The organism is Myxococcales bacterium, from assembly GCA_016706225.1.
Lineage (GTDB): Bacteria > Myxococcota_A > Polyangia > Polyangiales > Polyangiaceae > JADJKB01.
Window position 1 is genome coordinate 146,630 of sequence record JADJKB010000013.1, and the last position, 24,026, is coordinate 170,655.

The 24,026-nt window shown below is 67.4% G+C and carries 19 protein-coding genes, 2 tRNA genes and 1 pseudogene; 11 read left to right on the forward strand and 11 right to left on the reverse strand.

What is annotated here, in order from left to right; all coding sequences use genetic code 11:
- Positions 1–110 precede the first annotated feature (110 nt).
- From IPI67_21720 to dut, 4 genes are read left to right on the forward strand one after another with little or no spacing between them, the layout of a single operon-like run.
- Positions 111–974, forward strand: a complete 864-nt coding sequence (locus IPI67_21720) for a penicillin-insensitive murein endopeptidase (GenBank protein ID MBK7582801.1) — start codon at positions 111–113, stop codon at positions 972–974.
- Entirely contained in the window at positions 971–3,613 is a 2,643-nt protein-coding gene (locus tag IPI67_21725) for a tetratricopeptide repeat protein (protein MBK7582802.1), read from the forward strand. Before IPI67_21720 ends, IPI67_21725 begins: the two co-directional genes overlap by 4 nt.
- Positions 3,614–3,659: 46 nt before the next feature.
- Entirely contained in the window at positions 3,660–4,823 is a 1,164-nt protein-coding gene (locus IPI67_21730; GenBank protein ID MBK7582803.1) for an AAA family ATPase, read from the forward strand.
- On the forward strand, positions 4,820–5,263 hold the full coding sequence (gene dut, locus IPI67_21735) for a dUTP diphosphatase (GenBank protein ID MBK7582804.1): 444 nt from the start codon (positions 4,820–4,822) through the stop codon (positions 5,261–5,263). Before IPI67_21730 ends, dut begins: the two co-directional genes overlap by 4 nt.
- A 49-nt stretch (positions 5,264–5,312) precedes the next feature.
- Here dut and IPI67_21740 read toward each other — a convergent pair whose 3' ends face one another.
- From IPI67_21740 to IPI67_21750, 3 genes are all read right to left on the reverse strand, one after another.
- Complete coding sequence (locus IPI67_21740; protein ID MBK7582805.1) at positions 5,313–6,107, reverse strand: alpha/beta fold hydrolase; 795 nt, start codon at positions 6,105–6,107, stop codon at positions 5,313–5,315.
- 70 nt (positions 6,108–6,177) lie between these two features.
- Positions 6,178–7,635 carry a sigma-54-dependent Fis family transcriptional regulator gene (locus IPI67_21745; protein MBK7582806.1) on the reverse strand — a complete coding sequence of 486 codons (1,458 nt, stop codon included), beginning with the start codon at positions 7,633–7,635 and terminating at the stop codon, positions 6,178–6,180.
- Between the two features lie 2 nt (positions 7,636–7,637).
- Positions 7,638–8,453, reverse strand: a complete 816-nt coding sequence (locus IPI67_21750) for a tetratricopeptide repeat protein (GenBank protein ID MBK7582807.1) — start codon at positions 8,451–8,453, stop codon at positions 7,638–7,640.
- A gap of 110 nt (positions 8,454–8,563) precedes the next feature.
- Here IPI67_21750 and greA point away from each other — a divergent pair, with 110 nt between their 5' ends.
- The 4 genes and pseudogenes from greA to IPI67_21770 all read left to right on the forward strand — a co-directional run bounded on the left by greA (position 8,564) and on the right by IPI67_21770 (position 14,772).
- Complete coding sequence (gene greA, locus IPI67_21755; GenBank protein MBK7582808.1) at positions 8,564–9,037, forward strand: transcription elongation factor GreA; 474 nt, start codon at positions 8,564–8,566, stop codon at positions 9,035–9,037.
- Positions 9,038–9,066: 29 nt separating this feature from the next.
- Complete coding sequence (locus tag IPI67_21760; protein MBK7582809.1) at positions 9,067–12,123, forward strand: sulfatase-like hydrolase/transferase; 3,057 nt, start codon at positions 9,067–9,069, stop codon at positions 12,121–12,123.
- A gap of 43 nt (positions 12,124–12,166) precedes the next feature.
- The gene (locus IPI67_21765; protein ID MBK7582810.1) at positions 12,167–13,519 is read left to right on the forward strand and encodes a tetratricopeptide repeat protein; all 1,353 of its coding nucleotides are present in this window, start codon (positions 12,167–12,169) and stop codon (positions 13,517–13,519) included.
- Positions 13,516–14,772 (forward strand): annotated as a pseudogene (locus IPI67_21770) (PQQ-binding-like beta-propeller repeat protein). Before IPI67_21765 ends, IPI67_21770 begins: the two are co-directional and overlap by 4 nt.
- Positions 14,773–15,142: 370 nt before the next feature.
- On the opposite strand, the gene IPI67_21775 reads toward IPI67_21770, so the two are convergent.
- Together IPI67_21775 and groL are read right to left on the reverse strand one after the other, a co-directional pair.
- Positions 15,143–15,910 (reverse strand): 3',5'-cyclic-nucleotide phosphodiesterase, encoded by a 768-nt coding sequence (locus IPI67_21775; protein ID MBK7582811.1) that lies wholly within the window; start codon positions 15,908–15,910, stop codon positions 15,143–15,145.
- Between the two features lie 127 nt (positions 15,911–16,037).
- Positions 16,038–17,750, reverse strand: a complete 1,713-nt coding sequence (gene groL, locus IPI67_21780; GenBank protein ID MBK7582812.1) for a chaperonin GroEL — start codon at positions 17,748–17,750, stop codon at positions 16,038–16,040.
- A gap of 231 nt (positions 17,751–17,981) precedes the next feature.
- On the opposite strand from groL, the gene IPI67_21785 reads away from it, so the two are divergent.
- Together IPI67_21785 and IPI67_21790 are read left to right on the forward strand one after the other, a co-directional pair.
- A tRNA-Gln gene (locus IPI67_21785) sits at positions 17,982–18,052 on the forward strand.
- Between the two features lie 9 nt (positions 18,053–18,061).
- Positions 18,062–18,133: transfer RNA gene (locus tag IPI67_21790), tRNA-Glu, on the forward strand.
- 59 nt (positions 18,134–18,192) lie between these two features.
- On the opposite strand, the gene IPI67_21795 is transcribed toward IPI67_21790, so the two are convergent.
- From IPI67_21795 to IPI67_21805, 3 genes are all read right to left on the reverse strand, one after another.
- Positions 18,193–19,422, reverse strand: a complete 1,230-nt coding sequence (locus tag IPI67_21795) for a hypothetical protein (protein MBK7582813.1) — start codon at positions 19,420–19,422, stop codon at positions 18,193–18,195.
- Between the two features lie 212 nt (positions 19,423–19,634).
- Entirely contained in the window at positions 19,635–20,273 is a 639-nt protein-coding gene (locus IPI67_21800; protein MBK7582814.1) for an adenylate/guanylate cyclase domain-containing protein, read from the reverse strand.
- A gap of 132 nt (positions 20,274–20,405) precedes the next feature.
- Positions 20,406–20,879, reverse strand: coding sequence for an acyl-CoA thioesterase (locus IPI67_21805; GenBank protein MBK7582815.1), 474 nt, complete (start codon positions 20,877–20,879; stop codon positions 20,406–20,408).
- Positions 20,880–20,946: 67 nt separating this feature from the next.
- Here IPI67_21805 and IPI67_21810 point away from each other — a divergent pair, with 67 nt between their 5' ends.
- Positions 20,947–21,537: a hypothetical protein gene (locus tag IPI67_21810; GenBank protein MBK7582816.1), complete on the forward strand. Its 591-nt coding sequence runs from the start codon at positions 20,947–20,949 to the stop codon at positions 21,535–21,537.
- 35 nt (positions 21,538–21,572) lie between these two features.
- Here the strand turns inward: IPI67_21810 and IPI67_21815 are convergent, their stop codons facing one another.
- From IPI67_21815 to IPI67_21825, 3 genes are read right to left on the reverse strand one after another with little or no spacing between them, the layout of a single operon-like run.
- Positions 21,573–22,379 carry an SGNH/GDSL hydrolase family protein gene (locus IPI67_21815; GenBank protein ID MBK7582817.1) on the reverse strand — a complete coding sequence of 269 codons (807 nt, stop codon included), beginning with the start codon at positions 22,377–22,379 and terminating at the stop codon, positions 21,573–21,575.
- Positions 22,355–23,647, reverse strand: a complete 1,293-nt coding sequence (locus IPI67_21820) for an SUMF1/EgtB/PvdO family nonheme iron enzyme (GenBank protein ID MBK7582818.1) — start codon at positions 23,645–23,647, stop codon at positions 22,355–22,357. Before IPI67_21820 ends, IPI67_21815 begins: the two co-directional genes overlap by 25 nt.
- A gap of 49 nt (positions 23,648–23,696) precedes the next feature.
- Positions 23,697–23,909, reverse strand: coding sequence for a hypothetical protein (locus IPI67_21825; protein ID MBK7582819.1), 213 nt, complete (start codon positions 23,907–23,909; stop codon positions 23,697–23,699).
- Positions 23,910–24,026: the final 117 nt, after the last annotated feature.

The window sequence follows — 24,026 nt, forward strand, 5'->3', positions numbered from 1 at the left end:
AAGGCCGGCCTGGGCGTCGGGGCTGAAAACGCCGGGAAAAACCCGAGGTCGGCGTCGATGTCGTACCAGGATTTGGCCCAACCCGCCCGGGGCCGATAGCAATCTTCGTCATGCGCCGGCTCCTACCGACGCTCGTGCTCTTGTCGAGTGTGGCGATCCTGTCGCCGGCGCTCGCGCGCGAGCCTGCCACCGCCAAACAAGCCAAGCGGGGCGCCGCGGCGGGCAAGGCCGCTCGCCGGGTGGCGCGGGCGCGGGCCCGGAGCATCGGCTCGCCCACCGACGGCAAGCTCGAGGGCGCCGTGCCGCTCGAGCCGAGCGCCGAGATCCGGCTGCGCCATGCCAACGGCGCCCACTATGGGCTGCCCGCGCTGATCAACATGCTGGAGCGCTCCGGCCGCCGCCTGGCGGCGCGTTTTGTGGGGCTCACTTTGCACGTGGGCGACATTTCACTGCGCGACGGCGGCGATCTGCCCGGTCACAAAAGCCACGAGAGCGGGCGGGACGCCGACGTGGCCTTCCTGTTCGTCGGGCCCGACGGTGAGAGCATCTCGCCGCCGGAGTTCTACAGCGTCGATGACAAGGGTCTCGCGCTGGAGAACCGGGCTCACCGCTTCGACGACGCTCGGAACTGGGCGCTGGTAGAGAGCTGGGTGACCGACCCCGGAGCGCGAGTCGAGCACATCTTCGTCGCCGACCCCATTCGCCGCCGCCTGCTGGCGCACGCGCGCAGCAAGGGGGTCTACCTGCCGGTCTTGCACCGCGCGGCAATGGCGATGAAACAACCGTCGGCCGGGCAACCCCACGACGACCACTTTCACATCCGCATTGCGTGCCCCAGCGCACAGCGCCGAGTCTGTGTCGCAGCGCCGTCTCGGGCCGCGCCGGAGACCACCCCAGCCGGGATCCGTCGCACATTTCCGCTGCCGCGCGCCCTTGTGAAGCAGAAGAAAGAGCGCGAAACTACGCGGCGATGACCGACCCGCCGCCCCCGCAGATCCCCTTCGGAATCAACGACCTGCGGGCGCCCATCGTGGGGCGCGACGGAGAGCTCGCGTTTCTCCGGACCCAGGCCGAGAAGTCCCGCACGAACGCTAGCGCCGAGGTCGTCAGCCTGGTCGGACCGGGCGGCGTGGGCAAGAGCCGCATCATCCACGAGTTCCTGGTCGGGCTGCGCACCGCTGGCGGGCGCATCCCCCGGGTGTATCGCGGCAGCGCCCGCAACCTGCAGACCTCCAACGGTGTGTTTGCGCGCTTGCTGCGGACGCGCTTCGGCCTGGTCGAGGGCATGGACGCCGAAGCGGCCAAGGCGCAGGTCCGGGCCCAGGTGTCGACCGTGCTCGAGGACCGCAAGGTCGGCGACGTTTGTTATTTTCTCGGTCAGCTGATCGAGCTCGACTTCCTCGGCAGCCCGCTGACCAAGGCCGTCGAGGACGACGCGATTCAGGCGCGGCTCTTGCGGCGCTCGATCGTCAAGGCGTTCTTCGAGGGGGACGCAGCCCAGGGGCCGATCTGCCTGGTGTTCGAAGATCTGCATTTTGCCGACGACGACTCCATCGAGTTGCTCCGTTACCTGATCGAGAACCTCACCGGCCCCATCCTGTTGGTCTGTGCGATGCGCCCCGAGCTCATGACGCGGCACGAAGACTGGTTCTCGTTTGGCAAGGATCGGCACTCGAAGCTGGAGATCGGCACGCTTGCCGAAGAGCAGGCGGTCACGCTCGCCAAGGCCCTGCTCGCCCCGTGTCAGGGTGGGGCGCCAGACCCGCTGGTTGCGGCGGCCGTGCGCATGGCCGGCGGGAACGCCGGGTCGCTCGAGCAAATGGTGCGAATTTTTCACGATTCGGGCGTGCTCGAGGAGCGTGACGCCCTGTCTCGGGATCCGGTCTGGAAGGTCGATCTCGAGAAGCTGGCCGGTGCTCGGTTGCCGATGAACGTCGCCGACGCGGTGGCGGCTCGCATCTCGTCGCTCAACCCGGGTGAGCGCGAGCTGCTGGAGCGCGCCGCGGCCATTGGCAGCGTGTTCTGGCTCGGCGCGCTGGTTGCGCTGTCTCGCATGGACAAACCCGCGCCCGAGCTGTGGACCGCGGGGGACATGAAGGACTGGGAGGAGCACCAGACCACGCTCGAGTCGCTGATTGCCCGCGACTACGTGCTGAAGCTGCCGGACTCGTCGTTCGCCGGAGAGCTCGAGTACGTGTTCAAACACAACCTCGAGCGCGAGCGCATCACCCAGCTGACCAGTGGGGCCGCAGCGCGCCGCTACCACCAGACCATCGCTGATTGGCTGGCGCAGAAAGCCGGCGTGCGCTCCCAGGAGGAGTACTGCGCGATGCTCGCGCAACATCTCGAGAAGGGCGGCGCGCTGGGTCGAGCCGGCCTCACGTTCCTGGAGGCAGGCGATCTGGCCCGGGGCAGCTACGCCGCCAAGAAGGCCAACGAGTACTATCAGAAGGGCCTCGAGCTCCTGGGCGATTCGGACGCTCGCCGGCGCATCGATGCGCTGCACGATCACGGCGACGTCCTGACTCTGCTCGGCAAGCCGGACGAGGCGCTGGCGGCCTTCCGCGAGATGCTGACCCTGTCGTACCGGCTCGCGCGCCGCGCCAAGGGCGGCGCGGCTCACAACCGCATCGGGCGGCTGCACCGGGACACGGGCATGCTGGCCCTCGCGCAAAAACACCTGGAAACGGCCCTGAACTTGTTCGAACTGGCGGAGGACCGCCGCGGCATCGCCTCGTGCCGGGACGACATTGGCAAGCTGCTCTGGATGAAGGGGGACTACGACGAGGCGCTGAGCGAGATGAAGATCGCCCTGGAGATCCGCAAGGAGCTCCAGGACATGCGCAGCATCGCCCTCAGCTTCAACAACATCGGTCTGGTGTGGATGGACCACGGCAAACCGGAGAGCGCGACGGAGGCCCTCGAGGCATCGCTCAAGCTACGGCGGGAGATCAACGACCCGTTGGGCATCGTGCAGAGCCTGAACAACCTGGGCAAGCTGGCCCAGGATCGCAACGACAACGCCGAGGCGCTGCGGCTCTTCCGCGAGTCCCTGGAGGTCGCGCGGGAGATCGGTGAGCGGAACCGCTTGGCGGTCGTGCTGACGAACATAGGCGAGACCCACTACCGGCTGGGGGACACGACCGAGGCCATCCGCGTGCTGAAACAAGCAGAGGAGCTGTGTGACGAGCTGGGGGACAACCTGCACCTGGCCGAGGCCAAACGTGGCCTGGCGAAGGCGTATTTGCTGCAGAAAGATCTGCGCAAGGCCCGCGAGGCGATCAAACACGCGGTCGATCTGTTCGGTCAGGTGCGGAGCAAATCTCACCTGGCGGTTGCGCTGCGCACGCTGGGAGAGATCACCGCAGCAGGCGCATGGGGCGCGGGACACGAGGGCAAGGCCATCGACTACTTCCTGCGGGCCATTGCCCTGTCGAAGGAGATCGGCAACGAAATCGAGGTTGCCCGAAGTTATTACGCCTTCGCCGAGTACGTGATGGGCAGCGACCACTACAAGAACAACACCGACATTCAGCGGGAAGCGCTCAAGCTCAAGGGCATGGCGGACGAGGTCTTCGAGAAACACCGGCAGGCCCGGGCCGCCTCCCAATGAGCGAGCGCTCGCGCTCCGGCAGTCGAGCAGGTAAAAGGCACTGAGCATGGCCGCCGATCTGTCGTCTCGCCTCGGGCGAGTAGCGGAGACCCTCGACGCGCAGTTCCTGGGCAAGAGCGAGGTCATCCGACTGCTCCTGATCGCCGTCGTCGCGCGCGAGCACGCGGTCCTGATCGGGCCGCCCGGCACGGCGAAGAGCGCCCTCATCCGCAGCCTGGCCGAGCTGATTCAAGCGCGTTACTTCGAGTACCTGCTGACCCGCTTCACGGAGCCGAACGAGATCTTCGGGCCGGTCGACATCGCGGCGTTCCGGGACGGGCAGTACCGCCGCAAGACCGACGGCATGCTGCCGGAGAGCGAGATCGTCTTTTTGGACGAGGTGTTCAAGGCCAACAGCGCCATCCTGAACTCCCTCCTCAGCCTGCTCAACGAGCGCCGCTACACCTCGGGCGGGCAGGTGCTCGAGTGCCCGCTGATCAGCGCCTTCGGGGCCAGTAACGAGGTGCCCAGCGACGAGTCGCTGTCCGCGATGTTCGATCGTTTCCTGTTGCGCATTCGCTCGGACAACCTCGACGCTTACCACTTCAACGAGCTGCTCCAGCTCGGGGTGCGCCACGAGGTGCAGAAGCTACGGCGCGAGAAGGCGCAGCCGCTGCTCAGCGCCGCGGACATTCACAACATGACCGAGGATCTGGCGCGTCGGCTCAAGTTCTCGGACGCGTTTTTGTCCAGCTACAAGGGGCTGATCTTCCAGATCCGCGCCGAGGGCGTGACGATCAGCGATCGGCGCGTGGTCAAGATGCTCAAGCTGTTTGCGGCCAGTGCCTACATCGACGGGCGCAGCGAGGCAGACACCAGCGACCTGTTCGTGCTCAAACACATCTGGAACGCGGAGGACCAGGGCCCGATCCTCGAGCAGATCGTGCAGCCGGTGCTGGAGGCCTTTTATCGCGACCACCCGGATCGGCGCCGGGTGGGGGCGCTGGGTGTCGGCGTGGAGGCTCTGTCCGCCGAGATCGAGCGCATCCGCCAGGTCCTGACCGGGGCCGCTCCGCCCAGCGATCTGCAGCTCTTCAGTCAGCTAAAGGCCCTCGGTGAGATCAAGACGGCGCTCTCCCAGATCCCGGACCAGCAGGCCCGCGCGCTCGAACAGCGCGTGAGACAGCTGCTCGACGCGGCGCTCAAGAGCGGGAGATTCGCCGAGCTGTGAAGCCGGTGGTGGAGGTGAAGCGGGTGGGTGCGGTGGAGGTGCCGCTGCCGAGTTATCAGACCGATGGCTCCGCCGGCCTCGACCTCGCGGCCGCGCTGAGCGAGCCGGTCGAGCTCGGCCCGGGACAGCGACGTTTGATCCCGACCGGCCTCGCGCTGGCGATCCCGCCGGGTTTCGAGGGGCAAATCCGGCCTCGCTCGGGGCTCGCGCTGCGCCACGGTGTCGGCATGGTCAACAGCCCCGGCACGATCGACGCGGACTATCGCGGCGAGGTCGGCGTCATCCTGGTCAACCACGGGAGCGAGGCGTTCGTCGTGCAACCCCTGGCGCGGATCGCGCAGCTGGTCATCGCGCCGGTGGCGCACGCGGAGCTTCGCTCGGTCACCGAGCTCACACCCACCGAGCGCGGTGCCGGTGGCTTCGGCTCCACCGGGCGCTGACGCTGCGCGCCCGGTGGCGAGCGCTCGGAGTGTCGCGGGCGCGCGCCCGTCATCCCGCGTGCTGCTCGAAGAACTGGCGCAGCTCGACCAAGACCTGCGCTCGTTCGAGGTCCCGCGTCAGGATGTGGCGGGAGCGGGGCAGGATCACGACCCGAACGTCCTTGGTCCCGAGCCGCGAGGCGACGGCCTGGGCGTTTTTCGCCGGACACACCCGGTCCCGCGCGCCGTGCAGAATCAAGGTCGGGACACGGACCTCGGACAGCCGCGCGCGCAGGGCGCGGCCCGCTCGCTCAACCTCGACCGCAGCGTGAACGGGGTGCTGGCCGTAGGTGAGGTGAGTGCGTCGCGCCTCGGGATCGGCGAGGTCCGCGGCGACCTTTGGCATGCGGAAATCGGGGATCTTCAGCAGATCGACGGCGCGTAACGCCCAGGCGGGGAAGGGGGAGGTCAGCCAGAACGCGTTGCCGAGCAGGACCAGCGCCTTCACTCGGCTGCTTCGAGTCACGGCCAGATGCGTCGCCAGGAGCGAGCCGAGCGACAACCCCACCACGATGGCGGGCTCGCCTTCGGGTGCGGCTCGCTCGAGGGCGCTCTCGACGGCTTGAGCCCAGTCGGGCCAGCGAACTTTCGCGAGGTCGTCGGCGTGCGTGCCGTGGCCCGGCAAGAGCGGCAGGTGCACACGGCGACCGATGGCCTGCGCTGCATCCGCGACGACCCCGACCTCGAGCGGAGTCCCCCCGAAACCGTGAATGCCGAGGATTGGCGGTCCTCGGCCGTCGTGCAGGATCGCCGCAGGATCACCCGGACCGATCAGACGGCCGCGGCTCTGGGTGTCAGCCGGCATTGGTTCGCCGCAGCGTGGGAGCGGGGCCGCCGCCTTGGGCGAAGGCGCTGGCGGGTCCGGCCCGCACGGCTCAGCCCTCTCCGCGCTTGATGCCGTAGGCGCGGATCTTCTTGTGCAGGTTCGTGCGCTCCACTCCGAGCACGACCGATGCCTTCGAGATGTTCCACTCGAACGCCTTGAGCGTGTCGACGATGTACGAGCGCTCGGAGGCCTCGCGGTACTCCCGCAGGGTCAGGCGTTCGCCGCCCTCCTTGACGGGGAAGGGTCCGCCGAGCGCCGCCACGGAGGTCTTGGACTCGGACCCGTCGTCCGCGTCGTCTTCGAAGGGGCTCTGGTGGGGATCCTCGGGCAGATCCGCGATCGTGATCACGTCGGCGGACAAGATCGCCGCGCGCTCGACCACGTTCTTCAGCTCGCGCACGTTGCCAGGCCATTTGCGCCCGGACAGCGCCTCTTTGACCACGGCGTCCATGGCCTTCGCCTTCAGGCCGTTGTCCTTGCAGAAGGCCTCGACGAACGACTGGGCGAGCAGCGGGATGTCCTCTGGGCGCTCCCGCAGAGCGGGCACACGGATCGGGAACACGTCCAGGCGGAAGAAGAGATCCTCGCGGAAACCCCCGGCCGCCACCGCCTTCGAGAGATCTTTGTTCGTCGCCGCCAGCACCCGCACATCGACGTGGATCACGTGCTCGCTGCCGACGCGAACCACCTCGCCATTCTGGAGCGCCCGGAGGACCTTGGCCTGCGCGGTCAGATCCATGTCGCCGATCTCGTCGAGGAACAGCGTGCCGCCGTGGGCCTGCTCGACCCGCCCCCGCTTGCGGGCCTGGGCGCCGGTGAACGCGCCCTTCTCGTGGCCGAACAGCTCACTCTCGATCAGCTCGCGGGGAATGGCGGCGCAGTTCACCTTGATGAAGGGTGCGTCCTTGCGCGGCGAGAGCCGGTGAATGGCGCGACTGACCAGCTCTTTGCCGGTGCCACTCTCCCCCGTGATCAACACACTGGCCTTGGTCGGCGCGACCTTGTCGATCTTGCCGTAGAGCTCCTGCATCACAGGGCTCGTGCCGATCATCTCGTAGCGAGCCTCGAGCTCGCCGCGCATCTGGGCGACGGTGCGCGACAGGCGCGCGGTGCGGATGCAGTTCTCGACGCTGACGAGCACGCGCTCGCGGTTCAGCGGCTTCTCGAAGAAGTCGCTGGCGCCGAGCTTGATGGCATTGACCGCGTCGTGCACCGTGGCGTGCCCGCTGATCACGATCACCGGCAGATCCCGGGTCGCCTCGTCGAGGCGCATCTTCTCGAGGGCCTCGAGCCCTGTCATGCCGGGCAGCTTCAGGTCGAAGATCGCGAGATCCACCGGCTGCGCGGGGTTGTTCAGGGTGGCCAGGGCCTCTTCGGCACTGCCAGCCTCGACCACCCGGTAGCCCTCGCCGGTGAGCACCATCTCGACGGTGCGCCGGATGTTCTTTTCGTCGTCGACGATCAGAACCGTCGGGGAGACGGTGGAGAGCGGCGACGGATCGGCCATGGTCAGTTGAGCGGGGCGAGGGGGATCGCCGCGTCATCCTGCATCAGCTTGAGGAAGTTGCGGGCAGGGATGCCGAAGGCGCTGTCGGGGTGCAGCGAGAGCATCTGCCTGAGCACGGCGCGAGCGCGCTTGCGCTTGTGCATCTTCATGTACGTCTCACCCAAGAGCAGCATGGCCTCGGGCTCGAGCCCGGAGCCCTCGTAGGTGCGGAGGGCGTGCTGGCAGCGCGCCACGGCCGCATCGAAGTTGCCACGGGTCAGGTAGAACCGGGCCACGTAGAGCTCGTGGCGGGCCAGCAGCCCCGCCACCATCTCCAGCATGTAGCTGAGCTCGCGCGCTTGTTTGTAGTTGGGAAAGTCTCCCAGGAAGGCGCGGATCGAGTCGTACGCGTCATGCACGCTGGCGAGATCGCGCTCCTCGAGCGGCGGCAAGAGCAGTGTTGGCCCCGATTGCTCGAACAGCGCCTTGGCCACGCGGTAGCGCGCGTAGGGCACCTCGGGATCGTTCGGGTAGTCGTGGACGAACGCCTTGTAAGAGCTGATCGACTCCGCGAACTTCTCTTGTTTGAACTCGATGTCGGCGAGCCGCAGATCGGCGAGGCGCGCGTAGCGGCTGTAGCCGTACTTGCGCTTCACCTCCTTGAACAGCAGGGTCGCCTCCTCCCAGTCCTTGTCGAAGTAGGCCTTGAGCGCGTCCTCGTACTCGATCCTCGCGTTCTCCGAGTACTGGAGCGGGCTCACGGGGGGCTTCTTGGCGCCGCACGCCGAAACGGAAGCCCCGACCGCCAGGAGCAGGGCAAATGTTGGCAAGAGCCGCATGAGGCGGACGCCTGAGTAGCGGCTTGGCCGAGCGGCGGCAAGCTCCGGCACACGCCGGGCGAGCCTTGGGGCTTGATTAGGCGTGCACCTGAGGTAGATCGGGGGTCGGTATGGTCGAGAAGGTCCCCATGACCCCCCGCGGGGCGGAGAAGCTCAAGGAAGAGCTGCACCGCCTCAAGGAGGAGCGCCCGAAGATCTCCCGCGAGATCGGCGTCGCGCGCGAGCACGGCGACCTCAGCGAAAACGCCGAGTACCACGCGGCCAAGGAGCGCCAGGGTCTGGTCGAGGCCCGGATCAAGGACCTCGAGGACAAGATCTCCCGGGCCGAGGTCATCGACCCGACCACGTTCTCCGGGGACCGGGTGCGGTTCGGGGCCACGGTCACTTTGCTCAACGTCCAGAGCGAAGAGGAGGCCACTTACCGGATCATCGGCGCCGACGAGGCGGATCTGAAAGACGGGAGCATCTCGGTCTCGGCTCCGCTGGCCCGGGCGCTGATCGGCAAAGAGGTCGGCGACGAGGTCAAAGTGGAGCTGCCAGGCGGCGCCCGGCACTACGAGATCGTCAGCGTCGAGTTTCGCTGAGATCTTTGCGCCCGCCCGCCGAGAGTTCGATGAGCGAGCGCATCACGAAGGCGATCGGCGTTGCCATCGCCGTGGCCGCGCTCGAGCTCGGGCTGGTGCTCGTGCTGCGGCGTGAGCTGATCGCCAGCGTCTGGGAGACCCAATCGGGGCTGCTGTTCCTGGGGCCGACGCTGTTTTTTTCGGCGGCCGTCCTGGGTCTGGTCGGTGGTGCGTGTTCGTACCTGATTGAACGCGGCGAGCGGCGGGACGCGCGCCTTACGCTGACGTTGATCGTCGCGGCTGTGGCAGGCGCCGTGGCGCACGGGGTCGGGGGAGGGCGCCTGCTCGGGAGCGCGAGCGTGCGCCTGGCGTTTGCGGGCAGTTTTGCGCTCTTGATGGGAGCACTCAGCCATTTTGCGGCGCCGCGTCTGGCGTCGCTTTCCAGGCGCAGGCCGAAGGCTCTGGCCGTGGCCGCGCTGCTCGTGGTCGTGGGCTGCGAGGCCTTGAACCGGTTCGTGCTCGTTCGCCTGTACCCGGTGTTCCACCTGGCGCTGGCGGGTCTCTCGCTGGTGATAGCCGCCAGCTTCGTTCCGCTTGCCTTCGCGGCCCCGCGCCCGGGCAGGCCCGGCCCACTCACCCTCGCGCTGGCCCTGGGCCTCGTGGGACTGGGTGCCGCCGCGCGCCCCGGAGCGGAGCGCCTGGCACGCTTCGATAACTTCCGCTTGCTCTTGCTCGATGACGCCCCGGTTGCCGGCCAGGCCGTGCGACTCGCGGCGTTGCTGTCGCCGCCGCCGCCGCTCGTCGATCCCGAGGCGTCACCCGCCACAGAGAGCTCCGGGCTGAATGGGATTCGCCTCGAGGGCCGCGACATCTTGCTCGTGAGCATCGATGCGCTCCGCGCGGACCACGTGGGGGCGTACGGCTACCCGCGCAAGACCACACCGCACATCGACGCGCTCGCCGCGAGCGGCGCGCTCTTCACTCACGCGTACGCGCCGACCCCGCACACCAGCTACTCCGTCACGTCGTTGATGACGGGAAAGTACCTGCGCCCGCTCCTGCTCCAGGGGGCTGGGGCGGACTCCGACACCTGGGCCTCGCTGCTCAGGACGTACGCGTATCGAACTGCAGCGTTCTATCCGCCTGCGGTGTTCTTCATCGACCCGGAGCGGTTTGCAGCGTTTCGCGATTCGTTCCTCGGCTTCGAGTACAGCAAGGTCGAGTTTCTGGAGGGGCAGAAGCGCGTTGACCAGGTCGCGGCGTACCTCGATCTCGAGGCCAAACAGCGCACTTTCGTCTGGGTTCACCTGTTTGGTCCTCACGAACCCTACGAAGCCCATGCCGAGTTCGATTTCGGCGCACGAGACGTCGATCGTTACGACTCGGAGATCCGCGCGGCGGACGAGACGGTCGGGGCCTTGGTCGCAAACTTCCGCGCAAAGCGTCCCGAGGGTGTGGTGATCGTCACCGCCGACCACGGGGAAGAGTTTGGCGACCACGGGGGGCGCTATCACGGCACCACCGTGTACGAGGAGCAGGTGCGCGTGCCGCTGGTCATCTCGGCGCCCGGCGCCATCGCAACCCAGCGCGTGAGCGAGGTGGTGCAAACGATCGATCTGCTGCCGACGCTGCTTGGTGCCTTGTCGATCCCGATCCCGCCCCGAGTCCGGGGTCGGGATCTGGGCCCGCTGCTCTCGGGCGCGAGACCGAGCGGGAAGGGGCTCGCGCTGGCCGAGACCGAGGAACAGGCGCTGCTCGCGGAAGGCGAACTGCGGGTCGTCTGCCAGCGCAAGCTCGGCGCTTGTCAGATGTTCGACGTCGCCAAAGATCCGGGACAAACCCGGGATTGCTCCGGGGAAGAGGCGACCCGCTTCCGCGAGCTCCGGCTGAAGCTGCGAGAGCTCGGCGCATCGCACGGGCGATTCGAGGTGAAGGGACTGCGAGCGGAGGGCAAGGGCTGGCCCGCGGCGATCTTGCGTGGCATTTCGGGAGACGGGGACGCCGCAGAGGATCTCGTTGCGCTGCTCGACGACGCGGATCTCGCGATCCGACGCAAGGCCGCCGAGCTCCTGTTCGAGCTGAGGCGGCCCGAGACCGCCGCCGGACTGCGTCTGGCGCTGGCGCGGGACGACGATGAAGAGGTGCGGCGCTGGTCGGCGCTGGCGTTGACCCGGCTCGATCAGGGTGCGCCGCTGGTCTACGAGCTCGAGCGCGTCGACGACCCGCGCTGGAAACGCCTGGCGTCATTGGCGCTGGCTGAGGCCGGTGACCGACGCGGTGAGGCCGCGCTGGTCGCGTGGTGGAAGGACACTCCAGCGCGGGACTACTCACGCTCTCGGGAGCTGCTCGAAGCCCTGGCGAAGATCCGTAGCAAGGACGCGGTCTGGCCCTTGGTGCAGAGCCTCGACGATGTCCGGCTGAGGCCCTTCATCGCGGACGCCCTGGCTCGCATCGGCGACGAGGCAGGCCGGGTGCCGCTCGCCCGAGCCTTTGCCAAGGAGCGCTACCAGGGCGCACGTGCGGCCATCGCTCGAGCTCTGGTCAGCCTGGGCGCCGAGGCCGAGATGGCGGAGCCTCTGGTGAGGTTCCTCGGGGTGCCCGATCCCCTGCCAGAGGGCCTCGACACGGCGCGGCGGGCGGGGATCCTGCAGAACGTCGGCGGCCCGGACCAACGCGAGCTGGGGCGTTTGGCCAAGCAGAGCGCGCTCGGGATCCGACTGCAGCTCATCGTGCCCCGGGGCGGCAATGGGGCAGGGGTGCGGGTGCTCGTCCGCGCTGGCGCGCAGGGCCGCGCGGGGAAGGTCCGGGTGGGAGCCCCCTTCGAGAGCCTCAAGTACGATCGCAAAGGTATGCCCATAAAGGAGCGAAAATTACCGCAAATTCACCCGACCAACGTCGTCACGCTGGAGTTCCCTCCGGGTCCGTCCCGGGAGCTCCATGCGCTGCTGCCGAAGAGCATGGGCGCCGCGGCAGGGCGTCCCGTGGTGCTGGTCGTGTTCTCGGACGAGAACGTGGCGGTGGAGTCCTTGGCCGTCGTGCCGCTCGCGGACGAGCTGCCCCCGCCGGCCCCGAAGCCCTGGAAGCCGGGGGACGACAGCGGAGATTGATAGAACCCTCGCGGTGGCTGGGGAGGGTGGTATAGAGGCGCCGGTGGCTGACCAAGAGGATCAGAAACAGCTCTCTCGACGCGCACGCCGACGTGCTGCCGCGGCCGAGACGGACGCCGACCGCGACAACGAGTCGGAGGTCGACGAGACCCCGCCGGACTCGGACGAGGCGGCGGACGAACGAGCGCCGGACTCCGCTGACTCGGACGACGAAGATCTGACGGAAGCCGAGGCGGGTGCCGACGCCGACGACGAAGCGCCAGCGAAGCTCAGCAAGAGCGAGAAGAAGCGCGCCAAACAAGAGGAGAAGAGCGCGACCAGCGCGGTGCGCGATCGCAACAAACGCCTGCGAGCCGAGGGCGCACAGACCCGTCGCAAGAAGTCGCAGAAGCGTGGCAAGGAGCGGCAGGCGGCCGTGGCGCGGGGGCTCGATGCCTCCGAGATGATGGACGACGCGTTCGCCCGTGGAACCCACGCGGCCTCGCAGTTCATTCGCAAGAATTTCAGCGCGATCCAGTGGGTGATCGTGCTCGGCATCGCGGGTGGTATCGGCTGGCAGATCTACTCGTGGCGCAGCCACAAGACGGCCGGCAAGACCTCCGACGGCTTGATGGCCGGGGTCGACGACGAGCTCTCCAAGGTGGGGACCGAGGCCGCGAATACCGAAGACAAGACGCTGACCGGGCGCAGCTCATTTCCCACGGAAGAGGCGCGCCTCGAGGCGGCGTACAAGGCCTTCGAAGCGGCGGAGAAGGCCCAGCCCGGCTCCGGCACCTCGTTGCTCGCAACACTCGGTCGGGCCGGCGTTCTGTACGATCAAGGCAAGTACGACGAGGCCAAGACGGCCTACGAAAAGGTCCAAGCTTCCGAGCTTGCCAAGCACGATGCTGACGTGCGCCTGCGCTCGCTCGAAGGGGTTGGCCTGTGCCTCGAGGCGAAGGGTGATTCCGACGCCGCCATCAAGGTGTTCCAGGAACTGGAGAAGTCCGATGAACCGGGCTTTGGCTCGCTCGGCATGTATCACCAAGCGCGAGTCCTGGTGACCAAGGGCGAAAAGGACAAAGCCAAGGAGCTGCTCGGCAAGGTCAGCGAGAAGCTCGTCAAAGAGAAGTCGCCGTATCAGACCGCGAGCTACGTCGAGAAGGCGTCACGCGACCTCATGGCCATCATCGATCCGACGACCGCACCGGCGAGCGGCTCCAGCTACTCCGCCGATCAGCTCGATCAGATGCGGGAAGCCATCCTCAAAGATCCGACCAAGCTGAAGAAGATGCTCGAGGACATGGGGAAGATGAAGGTCCCGCAGATGCCTGATCCGGGCGGGGCACCCATGCCGCTGCCCGAGGAGCCGGAACCCACACCGGAGCCCGCGCCGCCAGCGAGCGGAGCGCCGTGAGCCGAGCCCGCTCGCTCGCTGTCGGGCTGTGCGTGACGCTCGGAGCGGCCGGAGCCTTCGGGTGTGAGGCGCTGCGCGCCGGGGCAAGCCCCGAGCTGCCGCTCTGGAAGTACCGCCCGAGCGGCTCGCTCTCGCTGGTATATAAGCGGCAGATCGTCGCGGAATCTCGCAAGGTGGGTGAACCTTACGAGCGGGGTCAGCCGGAGCTGGACGTCAAGCGTCGGCGCATCTTCGTGGGCTCGAGCGATCGCGGGCTCTACTCAATCAATGCGGTCAACGGTGAGGTGCAGTGGCGGTTCGAGACCTTGGGTTTCGTGCAGTGCGCGCCGCTCTACGACGCCGGCGAGGACGTCGTCTACTTTGGCTCGAACGACGGGGCGCTGTATCGGATCAAGGCGAGCACCGGCGAGCTCGAGTAACGCTTCTCGACGAACGCCAAGGTGTCTCGGCGCCCCGTGCTCACGAACGGCGTGATCTTCGCGGTCAACGCCAACGACACGGTGATCGCCCTCGAGGCCAAGACGGGCAAACTCATCTGGAGCCAGCACCGGACCCCGGCGCTGGGGATGGAGGTTGCCGGATACTCGGGGCCGCTGGTGTGGCGCGGCAAGGTCTTCGCCGGTTTCAGCGACGGAACGGTCACGGCGTTTGATGCGCGCTCGGGGGACGAGATCTGGCAGCCGGTCGATCTCGCGGCCGAGGCGGAGCAGGGCCTGGGAGAAATTCCGACCTATCTGGACGTCGACACCACGCCCGTGGCTGATACGCTCGACACCGGCCCGGTGGTGTTCGTGGGCAGCTACGCCGGCGGGGTCTGGGCGCTCGACGCCGACAGCGGCACGCCGGTCTGGTCGAATCCTGGAGTGGAAGGCGTGAGCGAGCTGACCCTCTGGACGCAGCCCGCGCACGCGCCACGGGACGGCAAAGGCCCGATGATCCCGGAAAAGAAGCTGCTGCTCGCTGCGACCGGCACGACCGGACTCTGGGCGCTCGATCCAGAGACGGGGCGCGACGAGTGGCGCCGGGCGCTGCCGGACGGCGGAATTTCGGCCCCGGTTGCCATCAACGGTGCGCTCCTGGTGAACACCACCAAGCTCGGGGTGTTTCTGCTTTCGCCGCTCGACGGCAGCGTCATCGACGGCATCCACCTGGTCGACGGTTCGTCCCACACGCCGGCGGCCCACGGCAATCGAGCGTTCGTGGTCTCGAACCACGGCGATCTGATCAGCCTCCAGGTCGCACGACCCAACTGAGCGCCCAGAGCTGGCTGGCCGCTGAGACGGCGCGGGCGCGGGCACGTTTACGGGAAGAAACGCGGCCGGCGGGCACGGGTACGTTTACGGGAAGAAACGCGGCCGGCGCTCAATGCCCGCGGAGGCAGCGGCTGCAAAGAGGTCGCGCCAGGCGTGTACGGGAAGAAACGCGGCCGGGGCGCTCAATGCCCGCGGAAAACCCACTCATAAAAGATCGCATAAGATAGATTATGTTAACTTTTTGAAACGGGGTCGCTCAGGGGCTGGGCGCCTGGCGCGACAGCCCGCGTGCTCGCGCCCGTGCCCCTACGACCCCCGTGCCCATAACGGCACGTAGTGGTTTGCAGCCCGCGTGCTCGTGCCCTTGCCCTTACAGCACGTAGTGGTCGCCGATGCCCATCACGCCGAGGTTCACACCCTTCAGCCGCGCGCACTCCTGCTCGACCTCACCCTGGAACACGGGCTTGATGTGATAGAGCAGCGTCGGCAGGTCCTTCGGATTGCCGAACTTCTTCAGGTCCTTCTGGAGCGTGCGCGGTGTGTGGTGGCCGCTCACCGTCGCGAGCTTCTGCTCTCGGTTCGGGAAGCTGACCTCCATCAAGAGCGCCTTCAGGTTCGGTGTTTCCTTGAGCAGCTTCCAGATGCGGTCCGTTGGCCCGGTGTCGCCGCTGTAGCCGATGGCGGTGTCGGCGGTCTCCACGATGAAACCAGCTGATTCGATGGTGTGATTCACCATCACGCTGCGAACCGTGTAGCCGGCCACCAGCGTCGGTTTCTCCGGGGTGAGCGGCACGAAACGGATCGTCGGATTGGCCTTGCTCGGGATCTCGGAAAAATCCGGCCAGATCAGGTTATTGAAGAAGTGCTTCTTCAGCACCCGGATGGTCGCCGTGCTCGCCGCGACCAACAGCGGCTCGCACTCCGCCTGGCAGCGGTTGTCGGCGATGGTGGCCAGATCTCGGACGTGGTCGAGATGGGCGTGGCTGACGAGCACCGCCTGCAGCCGGAACTGGAGCTTGAGGTCGAGCCCGCTCGTCAACGAGCCCGCATCAATGGCCAGCCGCTCGTCCACGACGAAGGCGCTGGTGCGATGCTTCGGCGTTTCCCCGCCGTGGCAGCCGACTACGCGAAGCTCCATGAGGCTCCGAAATTCCAAGGCCAGTCTATCCCGCGGATCTCCAAGCGGTCAAAAGCGCCTCGTGTTGTGCAGGAAACGAGCGGTGTCATCACTGATTGGGGTCGGGCCTCGAAGCCCGACGGCCGGTTCACATATCGAAGCCGCCCATGCCGCCCATGCCGCCCATGCCGCCCATGCCGCCCATGCCGCCCATGCCACCCATGCCGCCCATGCCACCCATGCCGCCCATGCCGCCGCCCGGCATGCCGCCAGCGTCTGCTTCGGGCTGCGGTGCGTCGGTGACCGTGCACTCCGTGGTCAGCATCAGACCGGCCACGCTGGCTGCGTTCAGCAGTGCCACACGCACGACCTTCACCGGATCGATGATGCCCGCTTCGACGAGATCACAGTAGCGCTCGGCGTGCGCGTCGAAGCCGTGATTGCCCTTGCCCGCTTTCACGGTCTGCACGACGACGGCGGGCTCGAGCCCAGCGTTGGCGGCGATCTGCGCCAGCGGCGCCGAACAGGCGCGCGCGACGAGCGCCGCTCCGAACGCCTGATCGTCCGAGAGCTTCAGGCCGTCGAGGGCTGCCCCCGCACGGATCAGCGCGACGCCGCCACCGGCCACGATGCCTTCGGCGATGGCGGCACGGGTCGCCGCCAGAGCGTCGTCCACTCGGAACTTGAGCTCCTTCATCTCTGTCTCGGTCGCGCCGCCGACGCGGATCACCGCGACGCCGCCCGACAGCTTCGCCAGGCGCTCCTCGATCTTCTCCCGGTCGTAGTCGCTGGTGGTCTCCGCGACCTGCCGCTTCAGGAGCTCGATGCGGCCTGCGATCTCTTTCTTGTCGCCGAGGCCGTCGATGATCGTCGTGTTGTCCTTGTCGAGGGTGACCCGGCCGGCGCGACCGAGGTCCGCGAGAGAGATGTTTTCGAAGGAGCGCCCCGCCTCTTCCATGATCAGCGTCGCGCCGGTCAGAATCGCGATGTCTTTCAGCATCTCCTTGCGGCGATCCCCGAATCCGGGCGCCTTGCAGGCCGCGACCTTGAGCACGCCGCGGAGTTTGTTGACCACCAGCGCGGCAAGCGCCTCGGCGTCGACGTCCTCGGCGATGATCATCAGCGAAGCCCCGCCCTTGACCGCCTCTTCGAGCAGAGGGACGAGGTCCATCATCGCGGAGATCTTCTTGTCCGTGACGAGGATGTGCGGGCTCTCCAGCTCCACGCTGAGCGTCTCGGCGTTGGTCACGAAGTACGGCGACAGATAGCCGCGATCGAACTGCATGCCCTCGACCACGTCGACCTCGGTCTCGAGGCCCTTGGCTTCCTCTACGGTCACGATGCCGTCCCGGGTCACCTTCTCCATGGCGTCGGCCAAGATCTTGCCGATGGCCGCGTCGCCGTTGGCGCTCACCGTCGCGACGCGCTGGATGTCCTCGGCTCCCCCGACCGCGACCGCAGCTTTCTTCAGCTCGGCGGCCACGACCTCGACCGCAGCGTCGATACCGCGCTTGATTTCCATGGCAGGGTGGCCGGCTTCGACCAGCTTGATCCCGCCGGCGTAGATGGCCTGGGCGAGCACCGTGGCGGTCGTCGTGCCATCTCCGGTGTCGTCGTTGGTGCGCGACGCGACCTCACGCAACAGCTGTGCGCCGAGGTTCTCGCTCTTGCAGTCGAGCTCGATCTCCTTGGCGACGGTCACGCCGTCCTTGGTCACCACCGGTCCGCCCCAGCTCTTCTCCAGCGCCACGTTGCGTCCGCCGGGGCCGAGCGTGATCTTCACCACGTTGGCGAGCGCGTCGGCTCCGAGGCCGATGGCTTTGCGGGCGTTGCGGGAGTAGAGAATTTCTTTCGGGCTCATCGAGGGGCTCCTTGTGCGCGCAAGTGCGCGGGGCGGGATCTCTAAGCGCGGAGCGGCCCGACGGGAAGCGGAACATGCCGATTTCTCCGGTTCTCTCCCCGCTCCCGCCCGCTTTGTCCTTGCCTAGGCCGGAAGATAGAGCTAGGTAGCCGGCCCCCACCCCGTTCTCGGGGGGTTGCCCCATCCAAGCTTAACTTTGCACGGGTCCTCGGCTCTGCCGCGGACACCCCTTGGGGGATCGTCTAAAGGCAGGACACAAGGCTCTGGTCCTTGTTATCTAGGTTCGAATCCTGGTCCCCCAGCTCATCATCGGCCCCATCGTCTAGCGGTTAGGACATCGGCCTCTCACGCCGGTAACGCGAGTTCGATTCTCGCTGGGGTCACCGAGACTTAGCTCTTTCAAGGCAGGCCAGCAGCCAGACCGCCACTGGCCGGTGCAAGGTCAGTAGACCAAGTCCACGGGCGGGAGTTGATGCACGAGGGTCGGTTCGTTGATCTGCAACGTCTGGGCGTGCTGTTTCGGCCCACCACCGACCGACCAGGATATCTCCACCGCACCGTAGGTTGGCGAGACCTCCATCGTGCCGGCCTCGCAGTTGACACCGCCGCTACTCGAGCCGGTGTAGTTGGGATATTTGGCGCTGGCTGCTTGGGTCGTGTTCCAGTGCAGGTCGACCTGAAAGATCTGCTGGCAGAGCGCGGGGGTGGGTTTCGCGCCGTTGATGGTGAAGCTACCTCGCAGATAGAAATCGCCGTGCCACGCCGCCGTGCCGCAGGTCCCGTCCGTCGGCACCTCGACAATGCCGCGCTGCACTGTTCCGATGGCCTTGAGCCGATAGGTCGTGCCCGCCAGCAATGTGTTCAGGGTGAACTCGCTGCTCCCGATCACCGTCCCAGCCAGCAATCCCGGCTGCCACACCGAGCAGCTGGTTTTTACGACCGTCAGCGCGACCACCTGACTCATGGTCTTGTCATCCAGGAAGCTGTCTGCACAGCCCGACGCGCACGACGGAGGGATCGGCTGGTCGCAGTTCCACGGGGTGAAGTGGCTCACCTTGCCAACGTAGGTGTTGCCTACCCGCGTGGCGGTGCCCTCCTCGACCCACTCCTTCTTCCCGGCGGGCAGGTACCAAAGCGGTAGGGTCTGTGGCCCCGCCGCAAGGGCGGGGATCGTGATCTGAGCGGTCTTCCCCTTGACCAGGTTGACCGGGTTGTCAGAAGCATCCTTCAACACCACGTCGATCACGCCGTAGGAGATCAGCTGGACCGCGCCGCCGCTTGCGTCGATGGCCGCAAAGCTACCGGGCATGTCTTCCGGGCCGCTGTCGGCCGTCACGGCGTGGGTCACTGTCGCGGTGACGTTCCCGACGACCGCGGCGCCAGAGGCCGTCTCGAGGCTATTGGCGTCGAGCTGGACGCGCGCGCCGCTGATGGTGCTCACGTCGGCCGGCGTCTGGGGGTCGAATGTCACGCTCGCTTGCGTCGTGCTCGAGCTGCCACCCGCGGCGCCGCCCGTACCCCCGCTCTCGCCGCCGCCCGTGTTGCCCGCGCCGCCCGCGTTGCCCACGTTGCCCGCGCCGCCCGCGCCGCCCGCGCCCGCGGCGCCGCTGCTGTCGCTCGAACCGCACGCAAACAGACAACCCGCCGCTACGCAGATGGCTCCCGAAAGCATTCTCGCCCGCATTCCTTGAGTTTCGGGCAAATCGCGACGCCAAACAAGCAGCGCAATGCCCCCCTGCGGGTTGTTCGTGATCAACCCCTGACCAACCGCCCCAACCACACCAGCAGCACCACGGCCGAGCGCCCTTCCGCCCCGAGCTGGGCCCGCGTTGAGCCGCGATGCTTCCGGTGCGGCGAGGGACATGGCCCCCCTGATGCCCCGTTTCAGCTCGCGGGCGGCGGGCGTCGACTGAACGAGAACCCTTCCACGGCGAAGACGTTCACCGCGTCCTTGCGCCCCTTCACGACGACGGGCCCCAGTGCTTTGTATGTAAAACCGTTCCTGGCCGCTGCGTGGGTGAAGTCGCTCACGAGGATGTCGACACCGAACTCCTTGGTCGCCGATTCCAGACGCGAAGCAAGATTCACACAGTCGCCGATCGCCGTGTACTCCATGCGGCGCTGGGAACCCACGCTGCCGACAACGGCATAACCCGAGTGGATTCCGATCCCGATGCGCACTTCCTTCCGGCCGAGCTCCTGCCACGCGGCGCTGAGCGCCCGCATCTCGGCCTGCATCTCGAGCGCGGCGCGGATGGCGTTCTCTTCCTGGTGGTCGTCGTGCTCGGGAGCACCGAAGATGACCATCAGCCCGTCGCCGAGGAACTTGTCGAGCGTTCCATGATTGCGAAAGATGACCTCGATCATCCGTTCGAAATACTCGTTGAGCAGGGCTACCACGTCCTCGGGGCGCATGTTCTCGGAGAGGGACGTGAAGCCTCGGATGTCAGCAAAGAGCAGAGTGACTTTCCTTCGCTCGCTGTCGGGCGTGACCGCACGCTCAGCCTGGAGAATGTGATCCATCACCTGGCCCCACGGTGAGTAGTTTCCCCCGGTAGGTCATGGCGGCGAGGATACGTCGATCCCACCCGCTGCTCTAGGCGTTGAAGCGTCCCGGCATGAGCGCCGGGACGCTCGAACACGCCGCGGAAGGGCTCAGCCGTGAGTGACGCCAGCACGCCCCGTCAGATACTGTCGCAGCGCATCGGGGACCGGGACTGGAGTGAAGGTTCGGGCGTTCACCCAGACGTGGACGGTCTGGCCCAGCGCCGCGACCTTGTTGTCATCGGCGCGCCGGATCCGATACCCGTAGCCGGTGCTGGCACCGCCGATGCGCGCGAGGACGACCTCGACCACCACCGCGTCACCGAAGCGGAGCGGCGCCAGGTAGTCGGCCTCGGCGTGGATCAGCGGTGCCGCGGCCTCCCGGCGCTCGAGCAGCCCGGGCACGTCGAGCCCCGCTGCGAGCAAGAGCTCGAGGTACGCGTCCGACATGTACTCGAGGACCTTGGGAAAGAAGACCGTCCCCGCGGCGTCCACGTCCTGGAACCGCACCCGCCGAGTCTGCGCGACGAGGCTCTGGGCTGCTCCCTGGATCAGGTCGTTGGCAAATCGCTCGCTTCGGCTCATGCCCGCCGCATACCACTTCCCGCCCCTGGCGAACCCGGGACAAAGGTGACAAATAGCGAGCTCCGCCATGAGTGACAGTGAGCTCGATACCGGCTGGGCACGCTATCAGCTGCCCGTGCTGCTCACGGGCGGGCTCGTGCTCTACGGCGCGTCCCGCTTCGACGGCACCCGCGCGGTCGCGGGCATGCTGCTCACCTACGGCTTCCCGCTCCTGGCCCTCTTCATCGCGAGCGCCCCGCTCAGGGAGAGCTCGCTCTTTCCCAGTGCGCTGACCGTCGGGGGGATCGCCGCCGGCGCCGCAGAGCTCGCCATCGGGCACGCACTCATGCCAAAAAGTGAGCTCTTTGCCCTCGTGCCAGGCCCGATCTTGGCGGGCACCTCGGTGGTGGCGTTGCTGCTCGCGGCGGTCGTGCAGGCGCGGGCGGCGGGGCGCGGCATGCGCAACACCTTCGCCGCGTGGATGGGCATGGTCACGATGGTGGCGCTGTATCTCCCGGGCCACGCCCGGGCAGGCAAAGACTCCCTCGACGCGTTCGTCGCGGCGCTCTTGGTGTCGCTCTTCGTGGGCGGTGGCGCGGGGCTGATGCTCGGCGGTGTCGCGACTCGCCTGCTCAAGAAGAACCCGCCGCCCGAGCGCAAACGCTCCGGCTCGACCTGAGCGACTCCCCTCACCCACCCTCACCCAAGCGTTGCTCACTCCGGCGCGAGCGCCCAGGGTTTGCCTTCGGTCGGGCGTCGCTCCTTCAAGAGCCACGCGACCACGCGCTTCGCCCACTCTTTCCGGGCGCCGATGGTCGGATGGATCTTGTCGTTCAAGCGCGGCATCTCCGGATACACGAGCTCCGTGTCCATGTAACGGCACGGTGCGAGGTTGTCGCGAATCACCTGGTAGAGGCCCTTTTCCACGGTCCATACCGGCGGCGCGATCCACACACACGGGCGATCGCCGATCATCTTCACGATCTTCCTCACCAGCGGCGCGCGTTGAGTTGGATCAGGCATCTTCACCTCGTTCGTGCCGAGCGTGATGAGCACCAGATCCGGCTTGAGCTGGGAGAGGTGTAACGGCAGCTCGAGCCCACCCGCCCAGCCAGGGATGTAACTTGCCACCTTGAAGCGGAGCATGCCGCGGACGTTGTGTTGCTTGAGCTCGGCGTTCAGTGCAACGCCGAGGGCGCCCGCCATCGAGTCCCCGATGTGCAACACCACCGTACCCTCCGGGAGCGGAGGCGGCTCGGGCAGAGGTGGCGGCGTTGGCGGCGTCTCCGGCGGCGCGGCGTCCTTCGTGAGCTCGGCGCCCGCGTCCACTTCCGTGGGTGGTGCGGTTGCCACCGGCATCACACTCGGCACAGCACTGGGCGTCGCAGCGCTCGGCGGCGCAGCGCTCGGCGTCGCGGTCGGGCCCGTTGCAACCGCAGCTCCGCCGCCCGCGCAGGCAGCTCCCGCGATGGCGGCGCTCAGCACCAGCGCGCGTTTCAAGGACAGCAGGTCGAGTTCCATCCGACTCCGACGTCACGATTGGCACATCCCGCAGCTCCGCTCACCTGGTTTCGCGCGTGGTGGGTGCCCCCGCTGTATCGGTAGGCGTTTGGCCGACCGGGTTTGTTCTGCTGGCAGTCAGCGTCGAACTCCGGGGTGCGCACGCGGCCCACCGGCGATGCGCCGACCTCCGGCGCGGGGCCCGTGACGTCGAGCGCGAGGACACAGCCGTGCCCAGCTCGTTTTTCCGTCCCCGCCGGGCACTCGGGCTCACCGGGCAGCGCGCAGCGCAGACCGTTCCACTTCAGGCGCCCAACACACGACGCGGTCCTGACTCCGCCTTCACAGCGGGTCCCATCGGGGGTCTTGCCGAAGGGACAATGCGCGTCGGTGGGCGTCAGCGCACAACGAAACCCGAGGTGTGAGCCGAGCTGTCCCGGCGGCCAGCGGTTGCGAAGCTTCGGGCTCATCCACTTCTCGAAGCGCCGGCTCCAGCTGCCCCCGCGATACACCTTGTTCGTGCCATGGGTCGCCGGCCACGGGTAGTCGCCAAACCAATCCTCCGTCCACTCCCAGACGTTGCCGATCATGTCGTAGAGGCCAAACGCCCCCGCCGGAAACTGCTTCACCTGGCAAGAGCCACCCACGTGTTTCCAGCACGTGCGCCCTTCGGGCGGTTCGTTGCCCCAGGAATAAGCTCGATAGTCGTCGCCCCCGCGAGCGGCGTACTCCCACTCGAGCTCGGTGGGCAGTCGGCGGCCTCGGGCCTCGCAGTACGCGCGGCTCTGTCTCCAGTCGACGCAGTTGATCGGATGCTGCCCGCGGTCGGGAAACCGCACGTTGCAGAAGCGACCCTCCGGGTGGGACGGCGTGCACTTCTCGCTCTTCACACAGGCGGCGTAGGCGTCCACCGTCACCTCGGTGAGATCGAGGCAGAACGTACCGAGCTCGGTCTCGAAGCGCGGCGTCTCCTCGGGCGCCGCTCCCGGTGAATCGGTGCCGGACTTGAAGGAACCGCCGGCGATCCGAGCCATGTCGTCGGGACAGCCAGCGGCGCGTGCGGGAACTCCACCTGCGTCGCCAGCGTCCGCGACCTCGGCGGCTCCCGTCGACGGCGGGGGCGCAGCAGTCGAGGCCGGAGCCACGCTGCCCGGGCTCTGGCTCGCGCCGACCGGCGCCGGTGAGCTCTTGTCGGCCGACCTGCACGCGAGGGCCGTTACGCCGAGGAGCACGGAGCAGGTTGCATGGCGAGACCGTCTCCCGCCGAGCCGCTGAAACAAACGCAACATCCGTCGGCGGGCAGCCTAGGGCGACTCTGCCCCCACGCCAACGCGGGTTTCAGTGGGAAGACGTCGCCTTCGGCACCAGCTTCATCTTGCACTTCGGGCAGTGCCCCGGCTTGTCCGAGGTGATCTCCGGGTGCATCGGGCAGGTGAACACCTTCAACTCGTCCGCACCCTCCGCCGACACCGCAGGCCCCCGGTTCGCGCCGCTCAGCGCAGCGCCCGAGAGCAGACCGATTCCGAGGATGAGCAGGGCTTTGTGGAGCATTGCCCTGAAGTCTGCCGCACGAGAGCCGGTGTCGCACTGACGGTCGTCATCGTTCGAGCTCGTCGCCGCCGTCGCGGGGATCTGCGCGAGGCGGAGCCGCCGACCGCCCTCGAATTT